The following is a 13,975-nucleotide window of genomic DNA, read 5'->3' on the forward strand; positions in this document are numbered from 1 at the left end:
GCTTTATTTTCTATCAAACCTAAAAATCTTACCGTGTTGTTTCACATGAAAGAATTTACAGTTTGAATAATGTACGAATTCAAATTCTAAATCATAATCAAACGAGTCGTCATCTGCAACGAACTTATCGTGCACATCTATATTTCCGTATGGAGAAATGCGCTTAAAATGATACTCGACATCATGTCCTGTTTGATGTAACTCAAACCAGGCACCTGCCGCAATTCCAGATAACCATTGTGCTTTTTCGTGCAACCCATCAACAGGTTTTGGCTTCTGAGTTCCAACCAAATTAACTTCATGGTCTTTCAACTTATCTAAAAAACATCGAACATTTTCACTTTTTTGCGAGCCTTTAAATTTAGAAATGACACCTGTTTCTGTTACTTCATAAACATGGTTTTCCGTATCTGCTAGTAGCACATTACCAACCGTGCTTGGTGTAAACCATTTAGAATCTTTAAGTCGTTTGCTAATGGTTGCATCTGTTACCGAAGCAATCAAAGTATCGGTCACAAAACGTGCACAATTACAAGCATTTTTTATAAACGCTGCATACCTTATAAAATGCTTTTTTTGCATTTGGGTAATATGCGTTCGAGCCTTTATATAATCAACAGCACTACAAACCGAAGCGACCAATTTACCATCACCATGTGTTAATTTTGGATGTGTTCCTAAGAATTCTAAAATCTCACTTAAATTTTCTATTGTATCGTTTTTAATTTTGGCTTTTAATGGGAAACCTAGTTCATTATCTGTGTCCTTTCCTCTTACTCTACCATTAGGTTCAGATGTAATATACCGTCCAAAATCATGATATTCCAATTCACCAGTGTCCTTATTTATTAATACCAAAGCAGCATGTCCAGCTCGTAAATAATTCTTTTTACCAATACCAATAAATCTTAAAAATGGCGAAAACCACTCTTCTGAAACCATAACAATGGTATCAGGATACGCCAATGTTAAAATAATCCCGGTGTTATTCATTGACTACTTGTGGAAGTTTGAATGTTTTTGTAGTAACAATTTTATCTTGAAGATTTTCATATTGCATTACGCAATTCTCTCCAGTTTTTTGAATTTGTGTGATGCTCGTTGTTTTTACAAATCCTCGATTCATAATAACACCATAATCTTCATTATCAGTTCCTGCTGTTTTATGAAAGTTTAAAACACTATCAGCATTAATTTGGTAATCGGAATTAAAATTTTCAAACCATTTTTGTCGTTCTTTTTTCATGCTATCAGGATACAAGGTAGTCGATGACCAGATTTTTGGCTCTAAAGGCAATTCCGTAAAATGCTTATTCACACCATCCCAAACTAGCTCATAAAATTTCAAATCATCATTCCAATCTATTATTACCATGGTAAAAGGTTCAATGTCTATTAAATTATAAGCTTGAACTGTCTCCACTAATTTATCTGAAATCATAAAATCATTAGCCACAATACCACGACTCATTCTATAATTTTGTTTGCGTTCATGAAAAACGAATGCACCATTTAAAACACAAACAACACGATTTTTTTCACTTATACCAATCCACGTACCACCTTTTTTGTCTTTTGGGAATAACAATTTAGTATTACCAAGGGTATAAAAAGCTGGAATTAAAGACACTCTATTTGGCGCTTCATCACGATTTGAAGTTAAAATAAAATTGGTTTTCCCTATAGGAATAATAGTCACTGTACACATAAACGAATAGTCATTAAACAGATTGGCAACTTACAAAAAATAAATAAAAATTAACGCCATTTTAAGAAGGCTTGCTCTTATTTAATCATTTAATAATTCGTAAATTTGCACCTCATTTACTGAAAATTCAATAATAAAAAATAACAAATCATGGGAAAAGGCTTTTTTAATGTACCAATTGCAGTTAACGAACCCGTTAAAAGCTATGCTCCTGGGTCTCCAGAACGAGCGGCTGTTTTAGATGCTTATAAAACAATGTTTAATAGTAAAATTGATATTCCTTTATATATAAATGGTGATGATGTAAAAACTGGAAACACCAGAACCATGTCTCCTCCACACGATCACCAACATATTGTGGGGACTTATCATTTAGCTGAACAAAACCATGTTGAAGATGCTATCAGCACCGCTTTAGAAGCTAGGAAAACTTGGTCTCAAATGCCTTGGGAGCAACGCGCAGGTATCTTTTTAAAAGCTGCCGAATTGATTGCGGGCCCATATAGAGCTAAAATAAATGCGGCTACCATGATTGCGCAATCAAAAACTATTCACCAAGCTGAAATTGATGCTGCTTGTGAGTTTATAGATTTCTTGCGATTTAATGTTCAGTTTATGACGGATATTTATATGGAGCAACCCGAAAGCACAAGTGATGCATGGAATAGAATTGAGTACCGACCATTAGAAGGTTTCACTTATGCTGTCACACCATTTAACTTTACTGCTATTGCTGGAAACTTACCTGCATGTATGGCTTTAATGGGCAATGTTGTAATTTGGAAACCTAGTGACAGCCAAATATATTCTGCTAAAGTTATTATGGATGTATTTGAAGAAGCTGGTGTGCCTCCAGGTGTTATCAATGTGGTATTTGGAGACCCAGTTATGATTACTAATACTGTTATGGCTAGTCCAGATTTTTCAGGATTACACTTTACAGGTTCTACATTTATCTTTAAAGAGCTATGGAAACAAATAGGAAACAATATTCATAACTATAAAACCTACCCAAGAATTGTAGGTGAAACTGGTGGTAAAGATTTTATCGTTGCTCACAAATCGGCCAATGCCAAACAAGTTGCCACCGCTATTGTTCGTGGCGCGTTCGAATTTCAAGGTCAAAAGTGTAGTGCTGCTTCAAGAGCTTATGTTCCACAAAGTCTTTGGGCTGATGTGAAAAAATACGTGATTGAAGATGTAAACTCATTTAAAATGGGTTCTCCAGAGGACATGAGCAATTTTATTACTGCAGTAATTCATGAAGGGTCTTTTGATAAATTAGCAAAATATATTGATGGTGCAAAAGCAGATGCACATGCAGACATATTAGTTGGTGGTGGTTACGATAAAAGTAAAGGTTATTTTATAGAACCTACAGTTATTGTAGCTAAAGACCCAAAATATACAACTATGTGTACCGAGTTATTTGGCCCTGTGATGACTATTTATGTTTATGAAGATGACGCTTACACAGAAACTTTAAAGCTTATTGACGAAACGAGTGAATATGCGTTAACAGGTGCTATTTTATCCAAAGATAGATACGCAGTAACACAGGCTACTGAAGCCTTACAAAACGCAGCTGGAAACTTTTATATAAACGACAAACCAACTGGCGCTGTAGTTGGACAACAACCATTTGGAGGTGCAAGAGCTTCTGGAACTAATGACAAAGCTGGTAGCGCTCAAAACTTATTACGTTGGGTATCACCTAGAATGATTAAGGAAACTTTTGTGACACCAACGGATTATCGCTATCCGTTTTTAGGGGAATGACACTTTAAAAAAATAAAACTAAAGAGACTGTTTTTATAAAACAGTCTCTTTTTTTGTTTATACATCTGTATTTTCCAATTTGTAAAATTTTTCCTAATTTCGTTCGGTTTCTTATATATTAAATTAAAGAAATATTTAAATAGTTTTTTTAAAATCAACCAACCATATGAAAACGAAACCTCACAAAACTGAAAGAATTCACTCATTAGATTCTTTGCGTGCAATAATGATGTTATTAGGATTGGTTATTCATTCCGCCATTACCTATGGAGTTATTAATTACGGAAATGCTTGGTCATTGAAAGATCCAGGAGCAACGCATCTATCTAACGATTTCATTGTTAACATTATTCACGCTTTTAGGATGCAGATATTTTTTGTAGTCGCTGGTTTTTTTGGTGCTATGTTGTTTTATGAAAGAAAACCGCTTAAAATGATTAAAAACAGAATATCTAGAATTGTTTTTCCATTTATAGTTTTTGTCATTTTACTTTGGCCCACTATTGTTTTTGCTTTCGGATATACAGAGTCATTATTTAGAGGAAGTCTTAACCCATTATCTGATGCTACAACAAGTTTCTCAAGTTTAGGAATCTTAATTCCTCAAGTTACTTTTCATCTATGGTTCCTTTATTATTTAGCCATTATCACCTTTGTTTCAGCAGGTCTTGGATTGTTATTTAAAAAGCTCCCAAGCGTATCCAATATGGTGTCGAGTGTATTTAGTTGGACACTAGAAAAACCTATTCTACGTATTATAATTTTTGCTTGTTTAACAGCGCTCTTATATTCAATAATGGGCACTTGGTCAGTAGCTACATCAACATCATTTGTACCGGACTTTAACACCTTTATTTATTATTTTTTCTTTTACATGATAGGTTGGGTATTATTTAAATCGAAACACCTTTTAGATAGCATGATGAGATATGATTGGATTTCTACCATCCTAGGATTTGCTTTATTTGTGTACTTCTTCTTTATGAGTGACACATTTAGTTATGAGGTTAAAATTATTTTAAAATCTTTTATGGTATGGTTTTTTATTTTCGGAATCACAGGACTATTTATTCGATATGGAAGCCGACACTCTTCGAGAATGCGGTACATTTCAGATTCCTCATATTGGGTATATCTCATTCACCTTTCGTTGACTGCTATAATCCCAAGTTTTATTGTTGACTGGGCAATCCCAAGTACATTGAAATTCTTGATTGTTTTAATTAGCACAGGAATCATCTGTTTTGTGAGTTACCATTATCTAGTTAGAGGAACGCTTATTGGAAAGTTCTTAAATGGACGAAAATATAGCAAAAAATTAGCTGATATAAAGAAAACTGAAGAATTATCAAGAATAAAACCTGTTACAAATATTGTGTAATATTAAACTGAATAATGCCTAACGATTAAGTAATTGAACCCTTATTTCATTATTGGTTTTATAAATACCTAATTAAAAATCATATATTTATAAAACCAATCTCTCACGTATGAAAACAAGCTACTTTTTATTATTTCTTTTTTGTCCTTTATTGTTTTTTGCTCAAGTAACTACACTCACAGGAATTACCGCTCCTGAATTATCAGCTTATGGCGAAGTTTCAAATTACACAGGTCAGGCTGAATATAAAATTTTTAAAAGTGCCGATAATATATTAGATAGACCTATTATAGTTGTTGACGGTTTCGACCCGGGAGATGGACGAAATATAGATGGAATTTATCAATTATTGAATTACACAGACTCGAACGGTGAGCAAAATTTAGCAGACTTAGTTATTTCTCAGGGTTATGATGTTGTTATATTAAATTTTCCAATTTATACTAGATCTGTCGATATGGTAGAAATTGATGGCGGTGCAGATTTTATAGAGAGAAATGCGATGCTATTGGTAGACCTAATAAACATTATAAACACCAATAAAACTGTGTATGCTGACGACTTAGTAATTATTGGGCCGAGTATGGGTGGGTTAATTTCTCGTTATGCGTTAAATTATATGGAAAATGAAGCTATAGACCATGAAACAAGGTTGTGGTTATCATTTGATTCTCCTCATTATGGTGCAAATGTTCCCATTGGATTCCAACATCAATTTAATTATTTGGCAAACGGTTTAGATGATAACAATATTATTGAATTGCAACCTGTAGTTAATGGAATGCTTAAATCGGCAGCAGCAAGACAAATGTTAGTAGATCATTTTGAAGCACATTTGCAGAATGGCAGCATAGCAGATTTTGATTCTGCAAAATTATTACCAGAGGCACATCCATGGAGAACTATTTTTCAAAACGGTATTAATAGTTTAACAACTTCTGGATTTCCAGAAAACTCACGAAATGTATCTATAATTAACGGAAGTGGTATTGGCACGCCTTATTATGATAAGATGGACAATCCAATTTCTCCGGGATTTTCTGTAATAAATAATACGTTTAATGTTCCAAGTGCACCATTACCAACAACTGCCGAAATTGAAATAAATTTTACCCCCTACTTTAACAATGGTTCACAATTGATTAGCAGATTAAAAGTTGTTGCTACACTAATAATAATCCCGATTACAGTTGCAGATGTATCTGCTAATTCTCAATCCCATACTTTTAGTGATGGTTTAGATGCTGCTCCAGGAGGTTTGTTTGATATTGCTGGTTTAACCGACGGGCTTGACACTTCGGGTTTAATTGGTGATTTTTTGGCGGCTTTAACAACAAATAACTTTAATTTTATACCATCTGTGAGCGCTATGGCATTAGAAAATGATGGAGAAATTGATTGGTTTCACACAATAGATTTAGGTAGTCCAACCAGTAAAACAGTTCAAAACAGCACACCTTTTGTAAATTGGTATATGCCAGACGACAATGAACCTCACGTACAATTAACAGAAGCCAATGTTGCCTTTGCTTTATCTGAAATTTACCAATCAACGCTTCATAATAATGACGTTGCAACATTCAATTTTAAAATTGAAAAGAATCCAGTGGTCAACGAAATAACTATATTGAGTCATTCTAACTACAGCCAATCTAAGGTTAACATTATTGATATAACAGGAAAAATAGTGTTTCAAAAAAATATGACATTGAATAAAAAGACATCAATACCCATAAATATGACCTCTGGTATGTATCTGCTAAATATTCAAACTGATAATCAATTATTTCAAACTAAAGTTATTGTTAGATAGTAAAATCTGTAAATAAAATACTTGAAAAGAACTACCTACTTAAAAAGAAAAGCTTTATTGTATTTAAATGATAATTTTTTATTGAACTAGATTTATAATTCTTTATATCTTAGAAGAATTCATAATTTGATTTAATCAATAAAAATTATAATGAAAAAACATCTCTTATTTTGCTTCTTGCTTTCTTTCAGTATAACTGCGATTCATGCACAATGGTCAAATAGATATCCCAAAGTTGATGGTTTCGGTCATCATGTGTATTTAGAAGGTTACGAACTACCAATTTTAAATTCGGGACCAACAAATCCAGCTCCTTCTCCTAATAAAAGTGATGTTGTGTTTGCGGCCAAAGGATGGCTATGGCTAATGAAAAATGGTTCTTCTAAAGCTGAAAGAATAACTTTTTCTCCAGATATGGATTCGAAACCAAATTGGTCACCAGATGGCAATCAAATAGTATTTGTTAGAGATAATAGTGTCGATACTAAAATTGTTTTGCTTGATTTGATTTCGAACAAAGAAATTACATTAATAGACTCTCAAGCCTTAGATTTAGACCCAATATTCTCTCAAGATGGTAAATACGTTTACTACGCATCTGCAAAAAATGGCTCCATAGATATTTGGCGTTTAAATTTAACTACTCAAGAAAATTCCGTTATTACACATGAGGAGAATTTAGAACGACTTCCTATCCCTATAAACTCAAAAGAAGGATTAATATATCTGAAAAAAATGGGGTTTTCTTATGACTCTATTGAATTATTAAACTTAGATGAAGAAATTTCCAAACCATTAATAGAAGAAAATTTTACATCTCAAGCAGCCTTTTCTCTTTCATCAGATAACCGAACTCTGGTTTATACTTGGCCAAATGGAGACAATTACGAGCTTCGACTCCTAGATATATTAATTCCTAAGAGTAAATTATTACTCACTAAAAGCAATAATTTACCATTATCTCCGAAATTCAGTTATGATGGAAAGTGGATTTATTATTACGAAGTTAACAATAATGAAAGATCTGAATTAAAACGAATTAGTATCAATGGAGGAATGCCTGAATTGCTAGAAATAAAAACTTGGGATTGGAAATCAAAAGTTGGAAAATTGAAAATTATAAGCAATGTAGATAATTTAAAAACACCTGTAAGAATAAGTATTACCGACGCTTCTGGACATCCTATCATTCCCGAAACAGGGGTGGTTCATTCAGACGGTCAAAATGGTATTGTGTTCTTTTATTCTCCAGGGGAAGTAGAAGTACAAGCACCTTTAGGAGAAATAACCATTACAGCTGTTCATGGTTTTTCAACTATAAAGACAACGCAAAAAACACTTTTAACTGAGGATAATCAAACAACCGATATAAATTTAACCAAAATTTGGGATCCTAATTCTCATGGTTGGTTTTCTGGAGATAATCACTTTCATATTAATTATGGAGGCACCAATCAATTGGACCCCGAGGATATTGTATTAGATCTAAAAGGTGAAGATGTGGATGTTGCGTTTCCCTTATTAGCAAATCTCGGTCAAAGATTTCTTCAACAGAATTTATGGAATTGGAAACGTGAGGAACTACCTCTTATTCAATTAGGTCAAGAAGTACGTTCACACTTCCTTGGGCATTTAGGGCTATTGGGAACAAAAGACCTTTATTGGCCTTGGGTTTGGGGTCCACGATATGATATTTATGGTCGCGATGATAGATTGAATGCAGAACCATTAAGATTCGCTAGAAGTCAAAATGGCTTAGGAGGCTATGTTCATCCAGTGAGTATTAGAGACCCCTTTAGTGATACAGGTTCAAAGCGTATTCCTATTGGGCTAGTGGCAGATTGCGTTTTAGGAGAATCTGATATTATAGAAATAGGATGCTTATGGTCGGACGAAATAGGGACGGCAAACCTTTGGCATAAAATATTAAATATTGGTGTTCCATTAACTATTTCTGCTGGTAGCGATGTAATGAACGACTTATATAGAACCATGGCTATTGGAGCAACAAGAGTATATGTTAAACCAGAAACAATTTTAACCATTGATAGCTACTTAAAAGCATTAAAGAATGGAAAAAGTTTTGTTACTAATGGACCGTTGATTGAATTTCAAGTTGATGAAAAAACGCCAGGTCATGTGATAAAAACAGATAGTAACAAAGTAAAATGGTCACTAAATGTTCATTGCCCCGTTGGTTACGAAAAGATTGAAATTTTTGTAAATGGAAAAGTAGTTTGGAATAAAAAAGGCAGTGATAAAGCAGGAAGCAAAGGATATAATGGTTCAATAGAAGTACCTCATGGAGGTTGGGTTACTGCAAGAATTTCAGGAGGTATCATAGAATGGCCCTTAATGGATAGTTACCCTTTCGCAGAAACAAGCCCAATTTGGTTTAACAATATTGGAAGTATAGATTCCGAAGCAGCCAATGAGGCAGCTCAAGATTTATTAAAATTACTAGATGTTTCTGAAAACCGCTTAAAGGATGGATATAAAGAAATTCCTATCCCTAAACTATTGGCTCACTTTGAAGAAGCTAGACAGCATTTAATAAGTATTATTAAAAATAATTAAAAAGATTATCTAATAATGAACAGTCATATTAACTATATAGAATTATATGCAAACCATATTGAGAGTATAAAAGACTTTTATACAACTTGCTTTGAATGGGAATTCACAGATTACGGTCCCGATTATGTTGCATTTTCAAATAGCGGTCTTGCAGGAGGTTTTGAAAAAACTGATAGAAAAATAGTTAATGGCGTATTAGTCGTATTATTCTATAAAGACCTCAAGAAAATCCAACAGAAGATAATTGAATCTGGTGGTACAATATCAAAAGCAATTTTTTCATTTCCTGGCGGAAGAAGATTTCATTTTATGGATCCAGATGGCAACGAATTAGCAGTTTGGTCGGATGTATTGGAATAGAAATTAAGCTAAACATTTTTCATATTAAAAAGCGGTATATTTTTTGCTATCTTTATTTTAAAATTCTAAATGAAGAAAATTACAATCCTCATATTTGTTCTTTCTCCTATTCTTTTTTTTGGGCAAGCGAAAAAGATTTATAGACAGGCTTTAAGAACTACTATTCTAAAAGATAAAATAGATTTGCTTAATAAAGTAATAGATCTTGAGCCCAATAATCTTGACGCTTATTTCCATCGCGGATTAGCTAAAAATGATTCGGGTGATTATCATGGAGCAATTGTTGATTACTCCAAGATAATTATTCAAGAACCCGATGCAGATACTTATTTTAACAGAGGTAATTCTAGATATAATCTTGAAGATTTTACAGGTGCCAAGTCTGATTACGCTAGAGCAGTTGACTTAGATAAAAACTTCGTTGATGCGAGATACAGTCTAGCATGTACAAAGTATGATTTAGGAGATTATGCAGAAGCTATTAAAGATTTTAACGCGGTACTTAAAGTAATTCCAGATTTGCAAATTGCATACACATTAAGAGCCTCTGCTCATACTGCTTTAGAGGATTATAAAAATGCACTTAAAGATTATTCTACTGCTATTTTAGTAGCTCCAAACGCTGACGCCTTTCTTAACAGAGGTTTGTTTTATTTAGATATTAATTATTTTCAAAAAGCAAATGCCGATTTTAATATTGTAATTCGGTTGGATAAAGAAAATGCGTTTGGCTATTTTTATCGTGGAAGTACATATTTATTTCTTGGAAAATATAATGATGCCGTTATAGATTTTAACAACGCGCTCAAATTCGATTCATTAGATTTTGATGCCATATTAGGATTGTCGATTGCTCATTATAAATTGGGTGATTTAGATAAAGCTAAATCCTATTATCAAAAGTCAAAAACTATTCTTAGCAATCAATCAAGTCTTAAAAAACCTATCGAACAATTTGCTACCTCCTATTGGTATTTAAAACAGCTAATGTTCTTTAAAAGTGTTTTTTATGATTTGGATAAGTTGTGATTGTGCTAAAATTTAACCTCTATATTTTATAGGCAGATACACTACTTTTTTTGTTTCAAAAAAGTCTTCAGTATAGAAATCACTTAAATTGTAGATAGTTGCTTTTTTATAATCTTGAAGTTCCTCGCTTAAATCCCCTCCTTTTAAATATAAAATACCATTCTTAAGTTCATTGTTTTGCTTTTTTGCAATTTTGCCTTTTGTCCAATGTACAAAAGTAGGCATTGCAGCAACCGCTCGGCTAATAATAAAATCGTAAGTTTCATTAATTGCTTCTACTCTACTATGTGTTGTTTTTACATTAGTTAAACCTAAGCCCTCAACTACTTCGTTTACCACTTTTAGTTTTTTTGCAATACTATCTACTAAATGAAAAGAACATTCTGGAAATAAGATAGCCAATGGAATCCCTGGGAATCCACCACCAGTCCCTACATCAAGAATGCTGCTACCATCTTTAAAAGAAATAAGCTTTGCAATACCTAAAGAATGTAAAACATGACGTAAATACAATTCGTCAATATCCTTACGAGAGACTACATTAATCTTTAAATTCCAATCTTGATATAATGATTCTAACCGCTCAAATTTATCTATTTGATCTTCAGTAAGATTAGGGAAATACTTTAAAACGAGTTTCATCTGTTATGCTATTTTCTTAAATCTGACAGATGCAATTCACATATAAAACACCTCTATTGTCATAGAAAGTTTTAGTTATGTTCATTTCATTCATGTTAAATTTTAAACAAAAATATACTTTTTATATGCATATTTTTACAAAAAAACATTATTACTTCAATTGCTTTATACCTATCTTTGCCGCAGGTATGATCAACAATTTGTTATTATTAATCATATTAAAATTAATAGCATGACTAAACAGACATTATCCTTTTCGAGGAAAGACTCTGCAAAATTTTTTAAGACTCTTAATAAGCGAGTTAACGACTACTTTAAAGAAAACAACCTTAAACGTACTGGAAACTGGAAGTTATACAGCAAAGCAATTTTCATGTTTGCTCTGCTTGTTGTACCTGTAGTGTTCGTTTTAAGTATTAACCTACCAGGTTGGGCACAAATTTTATGCATGGTAATTACAGGCATAGGAATGGCAGGTGTAGGCATGAATGTTATGCATGATGCTAATCATGGCTCTTTTTCAAGCAAGAAATGGGTTAATAAATTAATGGGAAGCAGTATTTATATTTTAGCTGGAAATGACTACAATTGGAAAGTACAGCACAATGTATTACATCATACATATACTAATATTCAAGGGCATGACGAAGATATAGATGCAGGTAGAATTATTCGTTTTTCCAAACACACAAAATGGCAGAGGTTTCATAAATATCAAAAATACTATGCTTTCTTTTTATACGGTTTATTAACAGCAAATTGGGCCGTCACTACGGACTTTGTTCAAACATACCATTATCTTAAAAGAAAACTAGCATATGGTAAATTCCCAAATCCTGCAACACAGTGGACTAAATTAATTATTGGAAAAATAGTATACTATTCTATTTGGGTGGTTTTACCGATTGCACTTGGTTTTGCTTGGTGGCAAGTTTTAATAGGCTTCTTAGTTATGCATTATACAGCTGGAATCATATTAAGCGTTATTTTTCAATTAGCTCATGTTATGCCGAATACTGAAATGCCATTACCAGATGAAGATGGTAACATGAAAAACACTTGGGCTATTCACCAGTTGCTTACAACATCTAATTTTTCTCCAAAAAGCTGGTTGGCTGGTTTCTACACTGGTGGATTAAACAGACAAGTAGAGCATCACTTATTTTCGCATATAAGCCATATACACTATGGTAAAATCGCTAAAATTGTTAAACATACCGCAAACGAGTTTAGCTTACCATATAATGAGTACAATTCATTTTGGCAAGCCGTAGCTGAACATTATAATCAATTAAAACAATTGGGGCAAAAACCTAGTTTAGCCTAAACTTGCACTTACCCATAAACAAAATACATAAATGCAACTATTATCTGATAGAATTTTAAACATGGCTACTTCTGCAACGTTGGCAATGGCAGCCAAAGCTAGAGAACTTAGAGGCGAAGGGAAGGATATTATTGGGTTGAGTCTTGGAGAGCCAGACTTTAACACGCCCGATTTTATTAAAGAGGCCGCTATTCAAGCGGTTAATGACAATTATAATTCATACACTCCAGTTGACGGTTACGGTGAATTAAAAGAAGCCATAATCACTAAGTTTAAACGCGATAATAATTTAAGCTATTCACCATCTCAAATTGTTGTTTCCACTGGTGCAAAGCAGTGCTTAGCAAATATAGCTGGTGTGATGCTTAATGAAGGTGATGAAGTTCTGTTACCATGCCCATATTGGGTAAGTTATGCTGATATTGTAAAATTATATGATGGGGTTCCCGTAGAAGTAAAAACGTCGATTGATACGGATTTTAAAATGACTGCGAAACAACTTGAAGCAGCTATTACTCCAAAAACTAAAATGATTTGGTTTAGCTCACCTTGTAACCCAAGTGGCTCTGTTTATAGTGAATCTGAATTACGTGCACTTGCAGATGTATTAGTTAAACATCCTAATATATATGTAGTTTCAGATGAAATTTACGAGCATATAAACTATGGCCAAGGGCATGCAAGTATAGCTGGGTTTGAAGACATGTATAATAACACAATAACTGTTAACGGTGTTTCAAAAGCTTTTGCAATGACTGGATGGCGTATTGGATATATTGGTGCTCCTGAAAAAATTGCTCGAGCTTGTAATAAAATGCAAGGACAAATGACTAGTGGTGCAAATTGTATTGCGCAACGTGCCGTTATTACTGCTTTAAATGAACCGCCTTCTCGCGTACAATATATGATTGACGAATTTAAAGAACGTCGTGATTTAATATTGGGACTAGTTAATGATATTGTAGGTTTCAAGGCTAATACACCAGATGGTGCTTTTTATGTATTCCCAGATGTGTCGTATTACTTTGGTAAAACACTACGCGGTAAAACAATAAATAACGCTACTGATTTTTCTTTATACTTATTAGAAGAAGCCCTTGTGGCAACTGTTACTGGCGAAGCTTTTGGAAACCCTGATTGTATACGAATTTCGTACGCAGCTTCGCAAGAACAAATTATTGAAGCCATTAAACGCATTAAAGAAGTTGTAAGCTAATAAACTCAACAATTGCAAATATTTAAAAAGCGGCTATTTTAGCGGCTTTTTTATTTATTACTATTGAATTAGTTGAAAATAAGTAAGATTAGCGTAAGAAATAAAGATAATTTTAAAGTTGTTTCAGTGATACTCGGTGAGCT

Annotated in this window: 11 protein-coding genes; 8 read left to right on the forward strand and 3 right to left on the reverse strand. The window is 33.2% G+C overall.

The genetic code is table 11. From position 1 onward, the window contains the following. Positions 1–3: 3 nt before the first annotated feature. Both AC2D6V_RS01330 and AC2D6V_RS01335 read right to left on the reverse strand, forming a co-directional pair. Entirely contained in the window at positions 4–993 is a 990-nt protein-coding gene (locus AC2D6V_RS01330) for a DUF6695 family protein (protein ID WP_484646238.1), read from the reverse strand. After that, on the reverse strand, positions 986–1,708 hold the full coding sequence (locus tag AC2D6V_RS01335; RefSeq protein WP_484646239.1) for an NRDE family protein: 723 nt from the start codon (positions 1,706–1,708) through the stop codon (positions 986–988). The genes AC2D6V_RS01330 and AC2D6V_RS01335 overlap by 8 nt, the downstream gene beginning before the upstream one ends. A gap of 150 nt (positions 1,709–1,858) precedes the next feature. Here AC2D6V_RS01335 and pruA point away from each other — a divergent pair, with 150 nt between their 5' ends. The 6 genes from pruA (at position 1,859) to AC2D6V_RS01365 (ending at position 10,647) form a co-directional block, all read left to right on the forward strand. Then, complete coding sequence (gene pruA / locus AC2D6V_RS01340; RefSeq protein ID WP_484646240.1) at positions 1,859–3,487, forward strand: L-glutamate gamma-semialdehyde dehydrogenase; 1,629 nt, start codon at positions 1,859–1,861, stop codon at positions 3,485–3,487. 166 nt (positions 3,488–3,653) lie between these two features. Continuing rightward, entirely contained in the window at positions 3,654–4,868 is a 1,215-nt protein-coding gene (locus tag AC2D6V_RS01345; RefSeq protein WP_484646241.1) for an acyltransferase family protein, read from the forward strand. A 109-nt stretch (positions 4,869–4,977) separates the two neighbouring features. After that, entirely contained in the window at positions 4,978–6,681 is a 1,704-nt protein-coding gene (locus tag AC2D6V_RS01350) for a T9SS type A sorting domain-containing protein (protein ID WP_484646242.1), read from the forward strand. Positions 6,682–6,831: 150 nt separating this feature from the next. Next, positions 6,832–9,258, forward strand: coding sequence for a CehA/McbA family metallohydrolase (locus tag AC2D6V_RS01355; protein ID WP_484646243.1), 2,427 nt, complete (start codon positions 6,832–6,834; stop codon positions 9,256–9,258). A gap of 15 nt (positions 9,259–9,273) precedes the next feature. Continuing rightward, the gene (locus tag AC2D6V_RS01360) at positions 9,274–9,618 is read left to right on the forward strand and encodes a VOC family protein (RefSeq protein WP_484646244.1); all 345 of its coding nucleotides are present in this window, start codon (positions 9,274–9,276) and stop codon (positions 9,616–9,618) included. A 69-nt stretch (positions 9,619–9,687) separates the two neighbouring features. Beyond that, on the forward strand, positions 9,688–10,647 hold the full coding sequence (locus AC2D6V_RS01365; protein WP_484646245.1) for a tetratricopeptide repeat protein: 960 nt from the start codon (positions 9,688–9,690) through the stop codon (positions 10,645–10,647). A gap of 12 nt (positions 10,648–10,659) precedes the next feature. Here AC2D6V_RS01365 and rsmG read toward each other — a convergent pair whose 3' ends face one another. Further along, complete coding sequence (gene rsmG / locus AC2D6V_RS01370) at positions 10,660–11,289, reverse strand: 16S rRNA (guanine(527)-N(7))-methyltransferase RsmG (protein ID WP_484646246.1); 630 nt, start codon at positions 11,287–11,289, stop codon at positions 10,660–10,662. A 232-nt stretch (positions 11,290–11,521) separates the two neighbouring features. Between rsmG and AC2D6V_RS01375 the strand changes: the two genes are divergently transcribed. After that, the gene (locus tag AC2D6V_RS01375; RefSeq protein ID WP_484646247.1) at positions 11,522–12,616 is read left to right on the forward strand and encodes a fatty acid desaturase family protein; all 1,095 of its coding nucleotides are present in this window, start codon (positions 11,522–11,524) and stop codon (positions 12,614–12,616) included. A 31-nt stretch (positions 12,617–12,647) separates the two neighbouring features. Next, positions 12,648–13,832 carry a pyridoxal phosphate-dependent aminotransferase gene (locus AC2D6V_RS01380; protein ID WP_484646248.1) on the forward strand — a complete coding sequence of 395 codons (1,185 nt, stop codon included), beginning with the start codon at positions 12,648–12,650 and terminating at the stop codon, positions 13,830–13,832. The last annotated feature ends 143 nt before the right edge of the window (positions 13,833–13,975 follow it).

The organism is Algibacter sp. YIN40 (assembly GCF_057219435.1).